Origin of the sequence: Castellaniella sp. S9 (assembly GCF_027257175.1) — a bacterium.
In the GTDB taxonomy this organism is placed as follows: Bacteria; Pseudomonadota; Gammaproteobacteria; order Burkholderiales; family Burkholderiaceae_B; genus Castellaniella.
This window is the reverse complement of record NZ_JAPFGD010000001.1, coordinates 330,984-348,903: the sequence shown is the minus strand read 5'-3', so window position 1 is coordinate 348,903 and position 17,920 is coordinate 330,984. Positions and strand designations below refer to the sequence as shown.

17 protein-coding genes, 2 tRNA genes and 1 pseudogene are annotated in these 17,920 nt (G+C 66.6%); 6 read left to right on the top strand and 14 right to left on the bottom strand.

Annotation, left to right across the window (positions count from 1 at the left end; genetic code table 11):
• The first annotated feature begins 63 nt into the window (after positions 1-63).
• Positions 64-1,252 (top strand): annotated as a pseudogene (locus tag OOZ48_RS01715) (Bcr/CflA family efflux MFS transporter).
• Positions 1,253-1,274: 22 nt separating this feature from the next.
• Here OOZ48_RS01715 and pncB read toward each other — a convergent pair.
• Positions 1,275-2,489: a nicotinate phosphoribosyltransferase gene (gene pncB / locus OOZ48_RS01710; protein WP_269495064.1), complete on the bottom strand. Its 1,215-nt coding sequence runs from the start codon at positions 2,487-2,489 to the stop codon at positions 1,275-1,277.
• A 147-nt stretch (positions 2,490-2,636) separates the two neighbouring features.
• Between pncB and OOZ48_RS01705 the strand changes: the two genes are divergently transcribed.
• The gene (locus tag OOZ48_RS01705; RefSeq protein ID WP_269495062.1) at positions 2,637-3,434 is read left to right on the top strand and encodes an alpha/beta fold hydrolase; all 798 of its coding nucleotides are present in this window, start codon (positions 2,637-2,639) and stop codon (positions 3,432-3,434) included.
• Positions 3,435-3,535: 101 nt separating this feature from the next.
• Here the strand turns inward: OOZ48_RS01705 and OOZ48_RS01700 are convergent, their stop codons facing one another.
• The 3 genes from OOZ48_RS01700 to OOZ48_RS18505 are packed head-to-tail and all read right to left on the bottom strand — an operon-like array spanning position 3,536 to position 5,818.
• A complete protein-coding gene (locus tag OOZ48_RS01700; protein ID WP_269495060.1) occupies positions 3,536-5,155 on the bottom strand; it encodes a GMC family oxidoreductase in 1,620 nt (539 codons plus the stop codon).
• Between the two features lie 34 nt (positions 5,156-5,189).
• On the bottom strand, positions 5,190-5,615 hold the full coding sequence (locus tag OOZ48_RS01695) for a sugar dehydrogenase complex small subunit (protein WP_269495058.1): 426 nt from the start codon (positions 5,613-5,615) through the stop codon (positions 5,190-5,192).
• Entirely contained in the window at positions 5,591-5,818 is a 228-nt protein-coding gene (locus tag OOZ48_RS18505) for an AMP-binding enzyme (RefSeq protein WP_442867513.1), read from the bottom strand. The genes OOZ48_RS01695 and OOZ48_RS18505 overlap by 25 nt, the downstream gene beginning before the upstream one ends.
• Before the next feature lie 400 nt (positions 5,819-6,218).
• Here OOZ48_RS18505 and OOZ48_RS01690 point away from each other — a divergent pair, with 400 nt between their 5' ends.
• Positions 6,219-6,467 carry a type II toxin-antitoxin system CcdA family antitoxin gene (locus OOZ48_RS01690; RefSeq protein ID WP_269495056.1) on the top strand — a complete coding sequence of 83 codons (249 nt, stop codon included), beginning with the start codon at positions 6,219-6,221 and terminating at the stop codon, positions 6,465-6,467.
• Positions 6,467-6,766, top strand: a complete 300-nt coding sequence (locus OOZ48_RS01685; RefSeq protein WP_269495054.1) for a CcdB family protein — start codon at positions 6,467-6,469, stop codon at positions 6,764-6,766. Before OOZ48_RS01690 ends, OOZ48_RS01685 begins: the two co-directional genes overlap by 1 nt.
• 86 nt (positions 6,767-6,852) lie before the next feature.
• On the opposite strand, the gene OOZ48_RS01680 is transcribed toward OOZ48_RS01685, so the two are convergent.
• Positions 6,853-6,929, bottom strand: a tRNA-Met gene (locus OOZ48_RS01680).
• A gap of 178 nt (positions 6,930-7,107) precedes the next feature.
• Here OOZ48_RS01680 and crcB point away from each other — a divergent pair.
• Both crcB and OOZ48_RS01670 read left to right on the top strand, forming a co-directional pair.
• Entirely contained in the window at positions 7,108-7,491 is a 384-nt protein-coding gene (gene crcB / locus OOZ48_RS01675) for a fluoride efflux transporter CrcB (protein WP_269495052.1), read from the top strand.
• Between the two features lie 45 nt (positions 7,492-7,536).
• Positions 7,537-9,138, top strand: coding sequence for a sensor domain-containing diguanylate cyclase (locus tag OOZ48_RS01670; protein ID WP_269495050.1), 1,602 nt, complete (start codon positions 7,537-7,539; stop codon positions 9,136-9,138).
• A gap of 245 nt (positions 9,139-9,383) precedes the next feature.
• On the opposite strand, the gene OOZ48_RS01665 is transcribed toward OOZ48_RS01670, so the two are convergent.
• The 9 genes from OOZ48_RS01665 to OOZ48_RS01625 all read right to left on the bottom strand — a co-directional run bounded on the left by OOZ48_RS01665 (position 9,384) and on the right by OOZ48_RS01625 (position 17,912).
• Positions 9,384-11,057 carry an FMN-binding glutamate synthase family protein gene (locus OOZ48_RS01665; RefSeq protein WP_269495048.1) on the bottom strand — a complete coding sequence of 558 codons (1,674 nt, stop codon included), beginning with the start codon at positions 11,055-11,057 and terminating at the stop codon, positions 9,384-9,386.
• A gap of 25 nt (positions 11,058-11,082) precedes the next feature.
• Positions 11,083-11,553, bottom strand: a complete 471-nt coding sequence (locus OOZ48_RS01660) for a DUF3293 domain-containing protein (RefSeq protein ID WP_269495046.1) — start codon at positions 11,551-11,553, stop codon at positions 11,083-11,085.
• Positions 11,550-12,110 carry a DNA-3-methyladenine glycosylase I gene (locus OOZ48_RS01655; RefSeq protein WP_269495044.1) on the bottom strand — a complete coding sequence of 187 codons (561 nt, stop codon included), beginning with the start codon at positions 12,108-12,110 and terminating at the stop codon, positions 11,550-11,552. Before OOZ48_RS01655 ends, OOZ48_RS01660 begins: the two co-directional genes overlap by 4 nt.
• A 30-nt stretch (positions 12,111-12,140) precedes the next feature.
• A complete protein-coding gene (locus tag OOZ48_RS01650; RefSeq protein WP_269495042.1) occupies positions 12,141-13,676 on the bottom strand; it encodes a helicase HerA-like C-terminal domain-containing protein in 1,536 nt (511 codons plus the stop codon).
• Between the two features lie 50 nt (positions 13,677-13,726).
• Positions 13,727-14,776, bottom strand: coding sequence for a selenide, water dikinase SelD (gene selD, locus OOZ48_RS01645; RefSeq protein ID WP_269495040.1), 1,050 nt, complete (start codon positions 14,774-14,776; stop codon positions 13,727-13,729).
• Positions 14,773-15,867, bottom strand: a complete 1,095-nt coding sequence (gene mnmH, locus OOZ48_RS01640; protein WP_269495038.1) for a tRNA 2-selenouridine(34) synthase MnmH — start codon at positions 15,865-15,867, stop codon at positions 14,773-14,775. Before mnmH ends, selD begins: the two co-directional genes overlap by 4 nt.
• Before the next feature lie 78 nt (positions 15,868-15,945).
• Positions 15,946-16,021: transfer RNA gene (locus tag OOZ48_RS01635), tRNA-Val, on the bottom strand.
• Between the two features lie 80 nt (positions 16,022-16,101).
• Positions 16,102-16,374 (bottom strand): HU family DNA-binding protein, encoded by a 273-nt coding sequence (locus OOZ48_RS01630; protein WP_269495036.1) that lies wholly within the window; start codon positions 16,372-16,374, stop codon positions 16,102-16,104.
• A 296-nt stretch (positions 16,375-16,670) separates the two neighbouring features.
• Positions 16,671-17,912, bottom strand: a complete 1,242-nt coding sequence (locus OOZ48_RS01625; RefSeq protein ID WP_269495034.1) for a cystathionine gamma-synthase family protein — start codon at positions 17,910-17,912, stop codon at positions 16,671-16,673.
• Positions 17,913-17,920 lie beyond the last annotated feature (8 nt).

Here is a 17,920-nt window from a genome sequence, read left to right as displayed (position 1 = left end):
CCACGCCGGCCGGCGTTGGGGACGCCGCCGCTGCGTGCCCGGCCGCCGATCTGGCTGCTGGTCATGATCACCATCAACGGTACCATGGCCATGCACATGTTCGTCCCGGCCCTGCCGTTCGCGGCACGCGGCCTGTCCACAAGCGTGGGCGAAATGCAGATGACGATCAGCCTGTACATCCTCGGCCTGGCTTCGGGCCAGCTGTTGTACGGGCCCTTGTCCGATGCCATGGGGCGGCGGCCCGTGCTCATCGCCGGGCTGATCCTGTATGCCGTGGCGGGGCTTGCGGCGGCGCTGGCACCGGATCTGCACCTGCTGTTGGGCGCGCGCCTGCTCCAAGGCCTGGGCGGGTGCGCGGGCCTCGCCCTGGGGCGGGCCATCGTGCGCGACACCGCCCAGGCCGACACGGCCGTGCGTCAGCTGGCGCTGATGAATCTCATGATGATGGTGGGGCCCGGCCTGGCGCCTATCGTGGGCGGCGCCGTCGCCACCTCCATGGGCTGGCGCGCCATATTCTGGCTGCTGGCGGCCGTCGGCCTGCTGACCGTGTGGCTGACCTGGCGCCTGCTGCCCGAGACGGGCGCCAGGCCCGCGGGTGCGGAGGGCGGTGCGCAAGCCGCCCGTGGGTTCTCATTCGGCGCGGGTGTATTGCTGCGCAGCTATCGCGATCTGCTGTCGTCGGTCAAGTTCGCGGGGTTCGCCCTTGGGGGCGGCTGCACCACCACGGCGATCTACGCCTTCATCGCGGCGGCGCCCTTCATCTTTACCACCGAACTGCACCGCTCGGCCCGCGAGGTGGGCTTCTACCTGGGATTCTTGATCGTCGGCATGTCGGCGGGCAACGCCCTGACCGGCCGCCATTCGCCGCATCCCGATGGAGCGGCTGATGCTCGCCGGGAATATGATCTGCCTGGTGAGCGCAGGGTTCCTGCTGGCCATCGTGCTGGGCGGGGCCCTGTCCCTCTACGGCATCCTGGGCGCCATGCTGGTGTTCACCTGCGGTGCCGGCATGGCCAGCCCGGCTGCCCTCACCAAGGCGATCAGCGTCGACCCGGATCATATCGGTTCGGCGGCCGGTCTGTACGGCTGTGCGCAGATGACGGTCGGCGCCCTGTGCACCACACTGGCCGCCGTGGGCGGCGATCCTGCATTGTCGGCGGCCCTGGTGCTGACGGGCGCGGCTCTGCTGGGCCAGGTCGCCTTCTGGGTGGCGCTCGCGCGCGAGCGCGCCGAGGCGTCCCTGGGAAGTTAAGCACCGGCCGGCCGGCGGCGCGTCAATCCGCCTCGCGGCCGAACACCTGGCGCAGGTAGGCGAGGAAGGTTTCGTCCGAGCAATAGGTCTTGCCCGGCGTATCGGGCAGCTTGGCGGTCGGCATGCCGTTGCAGCGCGCCAGTTTCATCACAATGTTCAGCGGCGTCGGGCCCAGGTCGTTGGTCAGGTTCGTGCCGATCCCAAAGCCCAACTGCACGCGGTCGGCGAAATGCCGATAGATCGCCAGTGCGCGCGGCACGTCCAGCCCGTCCGAAAATACCAGGCGCTTGGTCGAGACATCGATGCGCAACGACTGGTAGTGGGCGATGGCCTTTTCGCCCCATTCGATCGGATCGCCTGAATCGTGGCGTAAGCCGTCGAACAGCTTGGCGAAATACAGGTCGAAATCCCGCATGAAGGCGTCCATGCCGACCACGTCGGTCAGCGCGATGCCCAGGTCGCCGCGGTATTCCTGCACCCAGTCCTCCAGCGCGGCGCGCTGGAAATCGCGCAGCCGCACCTTGCCGAAGGCCTGGTACGACTGCAGGTATTCATGCGCCATCGTGCCCACGGGCACCAGCTTGTGCCGATGCGCCAGCCATACATTCGAGGTGCCGGTGAAATGCCGCGGCGCCTCGCGCACCAGCGTGGCCACCACCTCGTCCTGCCAGTCCCGCGCGAAGCGGCGACGCAAGCCGAAATCCGAGATCTGCAGGGGAAAGCGGCGCGCGGGCTCGCGCGCGAACCCATGCAGGGTATCGAGCTTGGCCGCCAGCCGGCGGCGTCCCTCGGCCCGGACTTCCGGGGTGTCGAAACGCCTGAAATACAGCTCGTTGACGATGGCGAGGACGAAGATCTCGAACCCCATCACATGCACCTGCGGGCCGCGCGCCACGATCACCAGCTCGTCGCCGTCGGCGCGCACCTCGATGAAGCGGCGTTGAAAGTGGAACAGCGACAGGAAATCCGTGAAGTCCGACTTGATGTAGCGCAGCGACCCGAGGTAGCGCAGTTCGTCCTCGGTGTATCGCAGGCCGCATAGGTGGTCGATCTGTTCCTGGACCTGTCCGGCCAGCGCCGCCAGCGGGTATTGCGGCCGGTCGCGGCAGATGAAGTGGTATTCCGCCTGCGCGGCGGGGTGGCGATGCAGCATCGCCTGCCACATCGTGAACTTGTACAGGTCCGTGTCCAGCAAGGATTCGATCACGGGGCGAAAGGCGGAAGTCGAGGTCGTCATGCGGTCTGGGCGGGATCGGAAACCACATTCATCTTAACGCCTCGGGCACGACCCGCCTGCCTTCACGCGTGTCTGGAATTCTTATCGACCTGCGTTGTCATGTTATGTTACAAGATCCTTTCCAGCAACAGAATTGAGAGGTGGAGCATGCAGTTCGTCGAGGTGCAGGGCACGCGCGTATCGTATGAGGTGGATGGGGAGGGTCCGGGGCTGGTCCTGGTGGCCGGTACCGGTGGCAACCTGCAAAGCAATTGGGGCCACCTGGTCGCGCCCCTGGCCGCCGGTCGCAAGGTCGTGCGCCCCGATTATTCCGGCTCCGGCGAGACCACCGACCCGCCGGGGGATCTCAGCGTCGAACTGCTGGCGGCGCAGGTGGTGGCGGCTGCCGAGGCGGCGGGCGCGGCGCCTTTCGATCTGGTCGGCTTTTCCCTGGGCGCGTGCGTGTCCGCCTACATCGCCGCCGAGCATCCGGATCTGGTGCGCTCAGTGACGCTGCTGGCGGGATTCCCGACGGGCCGGGATGCCAGGCTGGGGCTGCAGTCCGAACTCTGGCTGGACCTGATCCGCCACGACCCCCACGGTTTTGCCAAGATGATCCTGCTGACGGGCTTCAGTCCGGCGTTCCTCGCGGGCATGGAGCGGGACGTGATGAACCAGTGGCTGGACGCCATCATCGTGTCGAACCGCTGGGAAGGCATCGCGCGCCAGATCCAGCTGGACGGCCGGCTGGACATCCGGCCCCAACTGCCCCGCATCAAGGCGCCCACGCTGGTGATCGGCTGCACGCAGGATTACATGGTGCCCAAGGCGCATGCCAAAGCCCTGGCCGACGCCGTTCCCGGCGCACGTTATGCCGAGCTGGATTGCGGCCACCTCGCGCCGTTCGAGCGTGCGGAGGAGTTCTTGGGGATGGTGTTGGGGTTTGTTGGGGGGGATAGCTTTTAGCGGGGCTCGTACATACCATGCCAGTATCGGCATTTTCCAATCGGAGTCCACCGGCCTGGATGCTGTGGGCCAAGAGCGGGGATGCTGGCAAGCGTCACCCTTCAGTCCCCCCACCCCCGCACGATCGCCTCCGCTGTCCGCAGGCTTAAGGCGGCGATCGTCAAGGTGGGGTTTGCCGTGCCGCCGGTGGGAAATACGCTGGAGCCCAGGATGTACAGGTTGTCGTGATCGTGGCTGCGCAGCTGCGCGTCGACGACGGATTGCCGCGGGTCGGCACCCATGCGACAGGTGCCCATGATGTGGCCGGCGCCGAAGAAATCGGTGGCGTGGTGGATTTCGCTGGCCTGCAGGTGGGTGAAGATTTCCTGGTGATCCTTCTGCGCCTGCAGCATGCCACGCCGTGCGTAGTCGTCGACGCGGTAGTGGATATGCGGCAGTGGCACGCCGTAGATGTCCTTCTTCGTGGTGTCCAGCGACACCCGGTTGTCGAGCTCGGGCAATTGTTCGGTCAGGGCCGTCAGGCGCAGGTGGCGGGCGGTGTCCCGGGCCAGGGCCTGGTTCATTTGTGCCGCGGACAGTCCGCGGTCGGCCACCTGGGCGGCCAGGGTCAGTGGCGCGCCGGTGGGCCAGCTCCAGCCGTCGTTCCCGATCTCGATGCGGTAGGCGCTGCGCTCGCGGCGAAACGGTCCATCGCGCAGGTTTTCGATGCCCGAGGTCGAGAGCGGGCCGCGGTAGGGGTAGACCGGATCCCGGCTCAGGGCCCAGGATAGTTGCACTGGATGGTCCATCAGGTTGCGCCCCACCTGGTCGGAGCCGTTGGCCAGGCCATTGGGCCATGCCCCCGACCGCGAGGCCAGCAGCAAGCGCGGGGTTTCGATGGCATGGCAGGCCAGGATGAAGACCGTCGCGCTAACCTCGCCCTCGGACTGGTCCCAGCGGCGAAAGCGGGCGCTGGTGATCCGGCCCTCGGCATCGGGGATCAGTTGCACGACCGTACTTTGATCCAGCAGCCGTGCGCCCGCCGCTTGCGCTTTCTTCAGGTGCACCGTGGCGTCGTACTTGGCCTGGACCGGGCATACGGGGATGCAGCTGGAACTGCCACAGCAGGGCGGCCTTGCATCGTGCACGATGGAATTCCGGGCCTGGGGGGTGGCACGGACCTGGAAGCGCGTGCCCGTCAAGGCCTGGTCCATGGATCTGTCCACGAATGACTGGGGGATGGGCGGCAGCGAGAACGGGCCGCTGCGCGGCGAGCTCAGGTCATGGGCGGAATCGCCCGCGACCCCTAATGCGTGCTCGGCCTGCAGATAGAAGGGTTCCAGGTCTGCGTAGCTGATGGGCCAGTCGACTCCATAGCCGTGCAGGGTCTGCGTCTGGAAATCCGACGGCAGCAGGCGCAGGCACGTCCCCAGCCAATGCCAGGTGGTGCCGCCGACGACTTTCAGGTAGGTGCTCTTGAACAGATCCGGCCCGGTTTGCTGGTACCAGTCGGTCGGGCGATCGGTGGTGGGATGGATGGCCTCGGGCTGCACGGGATAGGCGCATTCCGGGACCTTGATGGGGGCATTCCAGAAGTTCTGTACGGCTTGCCCGCGTTCCACCGGCTTGCCGGCCTCCAGGATCAGGACCTGCAGGCCGGCCTCGGCCAGGCGCGCGGCGGCCAGGGCGCCGGCGACGCCTGAACCGACAATGACGATGTCTGCTTGCAATGGACTGGCCATGTGTTGTCCGATGAGGGGATTTGGCGGGCTGCGGTCAGCTTGCGAGGGGTTCGGGGGCGTCGGACCAATAGCCCGTGGCGCCGCCGCATGTGCCCGGCACGTGCAGGAAGGGCGCGCTGCGCCAGGTCAATGCATCCTGGAAGCCCACCACGGCGGTGCCGGCGGGCGTGTCCATCAGGCCAGTGAACCAGATGGCCCGCAATTCGGCGGCGAGGGCGGGGTGAGCGGTTTCGTCCTGCAGCAGCGCAGGCAGTGCGGCGGTTTTTCCCTGCGCGACAAGCCTTTGCAGGATGCGCTGCGCCATGTCGCGGTCCAGAGAGGCGGGCGGCTGTCCGCACAGACGGGCGCTGAGCTGGATGAAGTCATCCAGGGGCAGGGCGGTGGCCCACGTGCGGGCCGGCATGCCCAGCGCAGCGGTGGCTGCGGCGCCCAGCATCAGGGCGCGGCGTTGTGTGTCCATGCAGGTCTCCTCATGCCGGTCGGGGAGGGCGCCGGCTGGGGTACATCATACCTGCCGGGATTTAGTACCACCAATGCTAAAACCGCCTCACCCCAACATTCATCCGGGATCCCGACGATGGTGCACTCAGCAACATCTTTATATCCAACGGTGATTCGTTCTACTTCCACGGATGATATGTTTTCGCCCCCCGACTTCACCATGTCCTTGGTTCGGTCGCTAAACCAGATCACGCCTTCATCGTCGATGTATCCAACATCTTCACCATTGAAGCGGATCGGGCGGGCAGCGTGGACATTTGGTGGACAACAAGGCGTGGCGGCGTAGTGAACGGGACGTGGGCGAAAGGAAGCAGCAACGTGCAGGATGCGGCAGAGCGCATCCCTGATGCTGTAAATTTGCGCGGGTATTTGCCAAATCACTATGATTATCAAAGGTTTGCAAGCTGCTTGAGGCTGGTGTGGCAGCGGGGTATATCAGCCTCCAAGTGGAATCGATTTCGAAATCTCTTGGGCGGAAGCACTTACCTTGTTCGGCTAATATGCGCATATAATTTATTGAATAAGATGCGCATGGTCGCACTACTATATCAAGGAGATTGCCATGCTAGCCATCAACCGTCCCCGCAGTGCCGCCAAGCGTGCCACGAATGTGACATTGCCCGAAGACCTGCTTTCCGAGGCCAAGGCCCTGCAAATCAATATCTCGCAGGCCGCTGAAGCCGGCGTCGTCCAGGCCATCGCGTGCGCACGTAGCGAGCGCTGGCTTGCTGAGAACCAGGAAGCCATCGAGAGTTCCAACGCTTTCGTCGAAAAACACGGCCTTCCATTGGCGAAGTATCGGATGTTCTGATGAGCCGATACGACGTCTACGCGAACCCGTCAGGCCTTGGGTATCTTCTTGATGTCCAGGCCGACATCCTGCAGCCGCTGAATACAAGGGCTGTTGTGCCACTGGTGCCCTTAAGTGAAGCGCCCAAGCCGGCGAAGACACTTAACCCTGTTTTCGATATACATGATGAGTTGCACGCGATGGTGACGCAATATATCGCTGCAGTTCCTGTCAGTGAGCTACAGAACCCGGTATGCAGTCTCCGCCAGCAGCACGACGATATTGTGGGTGCCATTGACTTTTTGTTTCATGGATTCTGACCGTCCCCCGTTTGTAAGAAAGAGCCCGTATTTGCAGGCAAAAAAACTGCCCCGAACCTTTCGGTGTCGGGGCAGCTTGTCTGTTCTGGTGGCGCATCCCTGATTCGAACAGGGGACCTGCGGATTATGATTCCGTCGCTCTAACCGGCTGAGCTAATGCGCCAAAGCACGAAATTCTAGCAAGGTTTCCAGCACCCCGCAAGCCAAAAGGGGCCTCTGAAAAGGCCTTGCCGGATGCGCACCGCCGCCGCCCGCCGTTTCAGCGCGCTGCCGCTGGATGATGCTAGTGATACCATGCCCAGGCGCGCCCGTGCTGGACGCCATCCCAAAGGGGCCACACCATGCTGAAATCCATGTTCGCCATTGCCATGGGCGCCGTGCTGGGCGCCTGGCTGCGCTGGGGGCTGAGCCTGCGCCTGAACCATCTGTTCCCGACGATGCCGCCGGGCACCTGGGTGGCGAATCTGGTGGGTGGCTACATCATCGGCCTGGCGATTGCCTGGTTCGCCGGCCATGAGGGCATCAGCATCGCCTGGCGCTTGTTCATCGTGACGGGTTTCTGCGGGGCGCTGACGACGTTCTCTACATTTTCGGCCGAGGTCTGGGTCCTGTTGCAGCAGGGTCGCCTGGGCTGGGCCTTCGGCACGATCGCCGCCCACGTGGCGGGCTCGCTGGTGATGACGGGGGCGGGGTTCGCGACCGTCCATGTGCTGGCGGGCCGCTGAGCGGCCCGGTCCGATATCGTCCTGAGAATGGGTTTTTCTCCACGCATGCCATCCCCTTTTCGCATCCGCATCGATCTGCGGCGCCTGATCCTGCTGCTGGCGATGCTCAGCGCGATGGTGATGCTGGCCAATGGCTTCCATGCGGCCTATCGGGTGCAACGCGACCTGCTGGTCGAGGGGACTCTGGACGCCAATGAGGCCTATGCGGCCAAGATCGCCGCGACGACCGACAATTATCTGCGCCAGGCCCAGCGCCAGCTGGCCTATGGCGCCGCGGCGGTGGCCGCGGCATCGCGGGCGGGGAATGCGGGCCAGGTGGCGACCGAGGTCGAGCGCCTGCACCAGCAGGCGGATTTCTTCAACACCGTGTCTTTCGTCGATGCGCGCGGCACGGTGCGTTCGGTCTCGCCCGCCGGCCTGTCCTTGCGGGGACAGCGGCTGGACAGCAAGGGGGCGGTCGAGGCTCTCGAGAAAAGGACGCCGCTGATCAGCGAGCCCTACACCTCGGCGCTGGGCAATCTGGTGGTGGTGATGTCCCATCCGGTCGAAACCGACGAGGGGCGCTACCTGGGCTATGTCGCGGGCACCCTCTATCTGCGCCAGCAGAACGTCCTCACCCAGTTGCTGGAGGATCACTACTATCGCGACGGCTCGTACGTCTATGTGGTCGATCGCGCCCGCCACCTGCTGGCTCATCCGGATCCGCTGCGCGTGGGCACCCGGGTGGACCGCAATGCGGTCGTCGATCGGGTGCTGGGCGGCGGTTCGGGCCAACAGCGGCTGGTCAACAGCCGCGGGGTCGACATGCTGGCGGGCTACGCCTACCTGCCGACGACGGGATGGGGGATCGTGGCCCAGCGGCCGACGGCCATGACGCTGGACCGCCTGGATTCGCTGATGCTCGACGTGTTGCGCCGCTCGGTGTGGCCGGCGGTGATCACCTTGGTCCTGGTCTGGCTGGCGGCGCGGCTGATTTCGGCGCCCCTGGGCCGACTGGCCCGGATCGCGCGCGAAATGGACGCGCCCGAGGCCTTCGGGCGGATCGAGGGGGTGAGGTCCTGGTATTTCGAGGCCGCGCAGCTCAAGCGCGCCCTGTTGACGGGCATCGGCCTGTTGCAGCTGCGGATCGGGCGGCTGCGCCAGGATGCCCAGACCGACCCCATGACGGGATTGTTGAATCGCCGGGGGCTGGAATTCGAGGTGGACACCTGGCTGGCGCTGGGCCGCGAGTTTTCGTTGGCCGTCGTCGACATCGATCATTTCAAGCAGGTCAATGACCGGTATGGCCATGATGCGGGCGATCGGGTGATCGTGCGCGTGGCGCGCCTCATGCGCGAGCTGTCGCGCGAGGGGGATGTGGTGTGCCGCCTCGGCGGCGAGGAATTCCTGATGCTGTTTCCCGGGATGTCCGCCGAGGAGGCCTTGCATGCTGCGGAACGCGTGCGCGAGGCGGTCGCGGTCGCGGATATGGAACTCGGCGTGCCGGTGACGGTGTCGGTGGGGATCGCGGTCTGGCCGCGCGACGGCAAGGATTTCGAGCAGGTCCTGAAGGCCGCCGACCGGGCCTTGTATCGCGCCAAGGAGGCCGGGCGCAACCGGGTGCTGGCGGCCTCGGGCGAGCCCGCCGTGGATCGCGTCGACGCATGAGGCACCGGGTGTCGGCGGGGACGGTCCTCCAAACGTAAAGGCCCCGCCTTCTGGCGGGGCCCTACTGCCGATGTGGCAGTAGCACCGCATGGACGCGGTGCCATGTAATCACCCGTGAAGGTGACTAGACACTACCATCGGGTAGCGATTCCAGTATAGGCAAGGGTCATTTCCCTGGCAATTCAGGGTAAATCCCTAAAAATTTAAGTAAATGTATATCCCGTCCGGCGCGGCCGGCCACCGGCTTATTGGGGCCGTTCCTCGGGGGGTGGGATGTCCTGCCGGGCGTGCCCGGACAGGGCGGCGCTGAGGCTGTACAGGGGTTCGAAGGATTCAGCCTGGGCCATTGGCCAGACGGTGCGGAAGATCGTGTTCGGGTACTGGCCAACGAGCAGCGCGCCTTTTTCCATGTCGGGAAACAGGGCCGAGAGCACACGCACCTCGTCGTTGGCGATGCGCCGCGCAATGTGGTGCGGCCGCAGCTCGCCGGGATGGTTCAGGCCGGCGGCGCCCAGCAATTCGGCCAGGGCCTTGAGGGTGCTGGCATGGAAATTTTTGACGCGCAGGGACTTGTCGGACACCACCAGCGCTTTCTGGCGTTCGGGGTCCTGGGTGGTGACACCGGTCGGGCAGCGTCCGGTATGGCAGACCTGGGCCTGGATACAGCCGATGGCGAACATATAGGCGCGCGCGCTGTTGCACCAGTCCGCGCCCAGGGCCATGATCCGCGCCATGTCGAAGGCGCTGATGACCTTGCCCGAGGCGCCCAGCTTGATCCGGTCGCGCAATCCGATGCCGACCAGGGTGTTGTGCACCAGGCGCAGCCCCTCGCGCAGCGGGGTGCCGACATGGTCCACGAATTCGATGGGCGCCGCGCCGGTGCCGCCCTCGGCGCCGTCGATGACAATGAAATCCGGCGTGATCCCGGTGGCCAGCATGGCCTTGGCGATGGCGAACCATTCCCAGGGATGGCCGATGCACAGCTTGAAGCCCACGGGCTTGCCGCCGGACAGGTCGCGCAGCCGGGCGATGAAGTGCATCATCTCGATCGGGGTTCCGAATGCGCCGTGGCTGGATGGCGAGATGCAGTCCAGGCCCTCGGGGACGCCGCGCGCGGCGGCGATCTCGGCGGTCACCTTGGGGGCGGGCAGGATGCCGCCGTGGCCGGGCTTCGCGCCTTGCGAGAGCTTGATCTCGATCATGCGGATATTGTCGCGCCGCGCCGTCTCGGCAAAGCGTTCCTCGGAAAAACGGCCTTCCGCGTCGCGGCATCCGAAGTAGCCCGAGCCGATGTTCCAGATCAGGTCGCCGCCGTGCTCGAGGTGGTAGCGGCTGACACCGCCTTCGCCGGTGTCGTGGGCGAAATGTCCCAGGGCGGCCCCCTTGTTGAGTGCCCGCACGGCATTGGCCGACAGCGCGCCGAAGCTCATGGCCGAGATGTTGAACACCGACAGCGAGACCGGCTGCGTACAGTCCGGGCCGCCGACCGTGATGCGGAAATCATGGTCGGCGATGTGGGTGGGCACCATGGCGTGGTTGATCCACTCGTAGCCGCTTTGGTAGACGTCGCCTTGGGTGCCAAAGGGGCGCTGGTCCATGACCAGCTTGGCGCGCTGATAGACCAGCGACCGGTCGACGCGCGAGAAGGGCAGCCGCAGGGTGTCGTCCTCGAAGAAATATTGGCGCACCTCGGGCCGGACGAATTCGAACAGAAACCGGAGGTTGCCGATGACCGGGTAGTTGCGGCGGATGGCATGGCGCGTCTGGTTCATGTCGTAGATGCCGAGCACGGTCAGGGCGAGGAACAGGATGCAGGGCAGCCACCACCCGCCGCCCTGCGTCAGCGCCAGCAGGGCGCACAATATCGTCAGGCCAAGGACGACGTGGAAAGCGGTATGGCGGGTCAGGAATCGATGCATGACGGCTCGGTTGGGAGTGGACGCCTTAACTTAGCAGACTCGCCGGGCCGGCGCACCTGTCCGCCGCGGATCCGGGGCGGGGGACCCAGGTCAGTTCCGGAATGCCGCGCGGGCCGGCGGCCACGATGGCGTTCTGGCCAAAGCGGCGCGCGAGCGCGAGGGCCGCGGCGATATCCATTCCGGGGACCAGCAGGCTGGGTTCGGCCGGCCAGCCGCCTTGCGGGTCGCGGCCCTCGCCGTCGATGGGACGCCAGCCCCGCAACAGCAGGGCGGCTCGCAGGGCGCGCATGCGGCGGGCGTTGGCGGCGGGCCGCAGGCGGCGGCTGCGCGGGTTGCAGGCGGTCAGGTACGCGCAGCGTTCGCAATCCAGGCGGGCGTACACCTGGAGCAGGGCCTTGCTGGGCTCGCCGATGCGCAGCACGAACGGCGGATCGGCGAAGACCGCGTAGTCGGCATCCAGGTAGATCTGGCGCAGGCCGGCGGCGACCTGCGTCATGGCGCGGGCCGGGCCAATGCCGCGTGCCGATGGCAGTCGGTGGTGTGGTCCATCAGGCAGCCGACGGCCTGCAGGTAGGATTGGCAGATCGTGGGCCCCACGAACTTGAAGCCGGCCTTGGCGAGGACACGGCTCATGGCCTGCGCTTCGGGACCGGCGGTGGGGATGTCGTCGCCCGGGCCATAGTGGTGGACCCGCGGCCGGCCGCCGGTGAAGGACCAGACCAGGTCCACGGGATCGGGTTGCGCCAGCCAGGCCTGGGCGTTGGTCCGCGCGGCCCGCAGCTTGAGGCGGTTGCGGATGATCGAGGGGTCGCGCATCCTGTCGTCGATCCAGGCGTCGTCGACGCGCGCCAGGGCCTTCGGATCAAAGTCCAGCAGGGCTTTGCGGAACGCCTCGCGCTTGCGCAGCACCGTCAGCCAGGACAGGCCGGCCTGAAAGCCCTCGAGGATCAGCATTTCGAACAAGTGCCGTGGATCGCGCGAGGGCACGCCCCATTCCAGGTCGTGATACTGGATATACAAAGGATCATCCGAGCACCAGGCGCAACGAGTCATGGCGAGAACCCCCGATCGCATGGCCGGACGCTAGCGGCGCCGGCCGACTAGCGAGCCCAGCAGGCCCCGCACGAGCTGGTTGGCGACCTGGCGGGCGGCGCTCTTGACGGCGGACTGGACCACACCGTCCCGCCGGCCGCCGCGCGGTCCGGTCGAGCCGAACAGGAAATCGCCCACCGCGCCCATCAGGCCTTCGTCCCCCGCCTGCGGGCCGCCGGCCGGCCTGCGCCCGGCGGGCTGGGCCGCATCGGTCCCGGACGGACCGCCGGCCGGGACCTCGGCAGGCCCTTGTGCACGCGCAATCAGTACTTCATAGGCGGACTCGCGATCGATGGTGCGATCGTATTTGCCGGCCAGGGTCGAGGCGGCCATCAGCGCCTGGCGCTCGGCGCCGGTCACCGGGCCGATGCGGCTGCCCGGCGCGTGCATCCAGGCCCGCTCGGTTGGGGTGGGGCGTCCGCCGGCATCGAGGACCGACACCAGGGCCTCGCCCACGCCCAGTTCGGTGATGGCCGCCTCGATGTCCAGCCCCGCATTCGGCCGCATCGTCTGGGCGGCGGCCTTGACGGCTTTCTGGTCGCGCGGCGTGAAGGCCCGCAAGGCGTGCTGGACGCGGTTGCCCAGCTGGCCGAGCACGGCATCGGGGATGTCCAGCGGATTCTGCGTGACGAAATAGACCCCCACGCCCTTGGACCGGATCAGGCGCACCACCTGCTCGACCTTGTCGATCAGCGCCTTGGGCGCGTCCTTGAACAGCAGGTGCGCCTCATCGAAGAAGAAGACCAGTCGGGGTTGTTCCACGTCGCCGATCTCGGGCAGCCGTTCGTAGAGGTCGGCCAGCATCCACAGCAGGAAGACCGCATACAGGCGCGGCGATTGCATGAGCCTGTCGGCCGCGAGGATATTGACCATGCCGCGGCCCCGCGCGTCGGTGCGCATCCAGTCGAAGACTTCGAGCATGGGTTCGCCGAAGAACTGCGCCGCGCCTTCGGATTCCAGCCGCAGCAAGGCGCGCTGGATGGCGCCTACCGAGGCGGCCGAGACATTGCCGTAGCGGGTGCGCAGCTCGGCCGCGCGGGCGGCCACGTCCTGCAGCATGGCGCGCAGGTCCTTGAGATCGAGGATCAGCTGGCCCTCGTCGTCGGCCACGCGGAACACCAGCGCGAGGATGCCCTCCTGAGTGTCGTTCAGGTCCATCATGCGCGCGAGCAACAGGGGCCCAAGGTCGGAGACCGTCGCGCGCACGGGGTGGCCCTGCTCGCCGAAGATATCCCACAGCGTGGTGGGGCAGGCGCCCCAGTCCGGTTCTGGCAGGCCGAGCTTTTGCAGCCGTGCGGCGAGCTTCGGCGAACCGGCGCCGGCTTGCGAGATCCCCGTCAGGTCGCCCTTGACGTCGGCCATGAACACGGGCGTCCCGATGCGCGAGAAGGATTCCGCCAGCACCTGGAGGGTGATGGTCTTGCCGGTGCCGGTCGCACCGGTGATGCAGCCGTGCCGGTTGGCGTATTGCGGCAGCAGGGCGACGTGTGCGCTGGGGTTCTGGGCGATGGTCAAGGGATCGGCCATGGGCGGGCTCCGGTGCGGTTCGTGGTTTCCAAGTGTATGGCGTAATGGCCTCAGGCGATGCTTGCACCCGCGGCGCCGGCGGCCAGGTGGCCGATCGCAGCCGCCTCGCCGAAGCCCGCCTCGCGGAACAGGGCCAGGACCTTGTCGGCGGCATCGGCGGCGCAGGCCACCAGCAGGCCGCCGGAGGTCTGCGGATCGCACAGCAGCGTCTGCGCGAGCTCGGGCAGGTTCGGATCGAGGGCCGTGGCGTCCTGGCAGGCGCGCCAGTTGCGGCCCGAGGCGCCGGTCCGGATGCCCGCCGCGGCCAGCGCCGGCACGCCGGGCAGCCAGGGCAGGTCGGCATAGCGCAGGTGGGCGTGCAGGCCCGCGCCCCGGCACAACTCGAGGGTGTGGCCCAGCAGGCCGAATCCGGTGACGTCGGTCATGGCGTGGACGCCGGGCAGGTCGGCGAGTGCCGTGCCCGGTGTGTTCAGGCGCGTGGTCGCGTCGATCATGGCCTGGTATCCCGCGGCGTCGAGGCGGTCTTGCTTGAGGGCGGCCGACAGGATGCCGACGCCCAGCGGCTTGCCGAGGATGAGCACGTCGCCCGCGCGGGCCGCATCGTTGCGTTTGATGCGGGCCGGGTGCGCGATGCCCATGGCGGCCAGGCCGTAGATGGGCTCGACGGAATCGATGGAATGGCCGCCGGCGATCGGAATGCCGGCCGCCGCGCAGACCGAGGCGCCGCCCTCGAGGATGCGGGCGATGGTCTCGTGCGGCAGGACGTTGATGGGCATGCCGACCAGGGCCAGTGCAAGGATCGGCCGCCCGCCCATGGCATAGATGTCGGACAGTGCATTGGTGGCGGCGATGCGGCCGAAATCGTAGGGATCGTCGACGATCGGCATGAAGAAATCGGTGGTGGCGATCAGGGCCTGTTCATCGTTCAGGCGATAGACCGCGGCGTCGTCGGATGTTTCGGTGCCCACCAGCAGGTCGGGGAAAGGGCCGCCCGGCAATGCATCGCGCATCAGCTGCGCCAGCACGTCGGGGGCGATCTTGCAGCCGCAGCCGCCGCCGTGGGACAGGGCGGTCAGGCGCGGAATGTCGGGGGCGTTCATGGCAGGGTTTCCTGGGGTTGGCATGTTTGCCCGACCAGGCGCAGGCAATCGTGCGCCTGGCCCGGGGCGCCGCTGGCGGTCGGGTCGTAGACGAAAGTCGGCGCCTGTGCGAGGCCGGCATAGTGCCGTCCGCTGCTGCGCCGGTAGGCGGGATCGTAGTGCTGCTCGATCAGTTCGCGAAACAGCGCCTCGCGGCGGTCGGCATCGACCAGCGCCTGCCAGGCCTGGACGGTGGCGCGGCTTTGCAGGCCGATGAAGCGTTCCAGGGTGCGCTTGAACGCCTCGCGGTTATCGAACAGATGCGCGTAGTCCTGCAGCAGAAAGGCCAGGCGATGCTCGAGGCTGGCGCTGACGCGCACGCAGCGGCCCGCGTGCATGCGCGCCAGCAGCTCCGCGGGCAGGCTGATGCGGCCGATCCGCGGGCTTTCAGCCTCGACGAATACGGGCCGCACCGGATCGAGCCGCGCGAGCGCTTGCAGCAGGATTGATTCGAAGCGGCGCTGCGAGGGTTGAAGCAGGCCCGGCATGGCGCCCAGCAGCGAGCCGCGATGCCCCGACAGGGCTTCCAGGTCCAGCACCTGGGCACCGGCCTGGCCCAGGGCATACAGCAGCCGGGTCTTGCCCGAACCGGTCGGGCCGGCAAGCACGATGAAATCCAGGCCTCGAGGAAGGGTTTCGAGGCTGTGCAGCACATGGCGCCGGTAGGCCTTGTAGCCGCCGTCCAGTTGCCGCGCCTTCCAGCCGATGAGATTGAACCAGGCGGTCATGGCACCCGAGCGCTTGCCGCCGCGCCAGCAATAGATCAGGGGGCGCCAGGTTCGGGGCCGGTCGGCGAAGACCGTCTCGAGGTGCTGCGCGATGTTGCGCGCGACCAGGGCCGCGCCCAGCCGCGTGGCCTTGAAAGGATCGCGCGCGTACAGGGTGCCGATGGTCACACGCTGGGCGTTGTCGAGGACGGGGGCGTTGATTGCGCCCGGGATGTGGTCGTCCTCGTATTCGGCAGGCGTGCGCACATCGATGACCTCGTCGAATCGGCCGAGTTCGTCCAGGCCGCACAGCAGCGACGGGACGTGGGGAGGTTGCGGGCTCATGCGGGGATTGTAGGGCGATCACCAGGCCGGGGAAAAGAAAAAGCACCTGGAGGACCAGGTGCCTTCGAGGTGGCTGGGTGGTGGGTGCTGAGGGGTTCGAACCCCCGACCTACGCCTTGTAAGGGCGCCGCTCTACCAACTGAGCTAAGCACCCCTTGGAGCCACGGTGCGCGCGAAAGGCTGCGATTATATCGATGGACCTCGCGCGGCGCAAATAGTCCCGGCCTTGGGCGCCTAGTTGACGGCGTCCTTCAGGGCCTTGCCCGGGCGGAACTTGGGCACGCGGGCCTTTTTGATCTTGATCGCCTCGCCGGTGCGCGGGTTGCGGCCGGTGCGCGCGGCGCGCTCGGACACGGCAAAGGTGCCGAAACCGACGAGGGTCACTGAACCCTTCTTTTTGAGGGTGGTCTTGACGGCACCGACAAACGCTTCCAGGGCGCGGCCGACGTCGGCTTTGGACAGGTCGGTCTTGGAAGAGATATGCTCGATAAGCTCGGTTTTGTTCATTTTAAGGATTACCCCTGAAGTTTATTGTGGCCGCCGGGCGTGCCCGACCTGCTTGTGATGGATGAGACCTGCCATAACTGTCAGCCGTATCCGACCGGATGGATGAGGATGGCCTCGTGGCCTTGCGCCTGCAAGCGATCGAGTCTACCGGCTAAGGCGTATTAAGCCTTCGAAACCACATGGTGTCAAGAAGAAAACCGCTGGAGAGCCGCACCGTTACTGACTTTCATCGAATGCAACAAGGCAGGCCCCGGAATTTACGGATCCGTTCTACGTCCCCGGCCGGCCCCGACGCGCTAGCCGGCCACCGCGGCCAGGGCCTGCGTGAAATCGGCGATCAGGTCCTGTTCGTCCTCGATGCCCACCGATATGCGCAGGAAGCCGTCGGGTATGCCCATCAGGGCGCGGCGCTCGGGGCCCATTTCGTAATAGATGGTGTGAGCGGCCGGCAGGACCAGGGTGCGGTTGTCGCCCAAGTGTGTCGCGAGGATCACGATGCGCAGTTGATTCAGGCATTCGAAGACGTCGATGCCGGGGTCCAGTTCCACGCCCAGCAGTCCGCCGTAGCGGCCGCCGAACCATTGGGTGGCACGCGCGTGCTGCGGATGGGAGGGCAATCCGGGATAGTGGACGCGGGCGACCTTGGGGTGCGCATCCAGGTGGCGGGCCAGGGCCAGGGCGTTGGCGCAGATCCGGTCCATGCGCAGCGCCATGGTCTCGGATCCCGCCGCCAGCCGGTGCGCCACGTCCGAGGATAGCGTGCCGCCCATGTCGCGCAGGCCTTTTTTCTTGATCTGCAGCAGGCCCCAGTTGCGCGAGTCGCCCTTGCGGTATTGCGCGTGGATGTTGGGATAACCCGCCCAGTCATACAGCCCGGTTTGCGTGACGGCGCCGCCCAGCGCATTGCCGTGTCCGCCCACGTGCTTGGACAGTGAGTTGATCACCAGCGAGGCGCCGAAGACGCGCGAGGGGCAGAGATAGGGCGAGGACAGCGTGCTGTCGACCACGTAGACCAGGCCGCGCGCGCGGCAGAGTTCGCCGATCGCGACCAGATCCGCCACCTGGGTGCCTGGGTTGGCGATGGTCTCGACGAACACCATGCGGGTATTGTCGCGCACCGCGGCCTCGACCTCGCGCGCATCGGTGGCGTCGACCAATGTGACCTCGACGCCCAGGTCGGCGAGTGTCAACAGCAGGCTGTTGGTATTGCCGAAGATGTACTTGCTGCTGATCAGATGGTCGCCTGCGCGCAGCAGCGTGAAGAAGGTCGCCGTCAATGCCGCCATGCCGGTGGAGAATGTGACGGTCGCCTCGGCCTGCTCCATCGTGGTGACCTTGGCTTCGAGCGCCGCCGTCGTCGGGGTGCCTTGGCGCGCATAGGTATAGCCGGCCTTGCCCTGGAAGACGGCCGCCAGTTCGCGCGCATCGGCATAGCCATACTCGGTGGAGGGATGGATGGCCTGGTGGACGGCGCCGTTGGTGGGCTGCGATCGCCGGTCGGAATGGACGATCTGGGTGGAGAAGCCGTTATCGGACATGGTGGTGC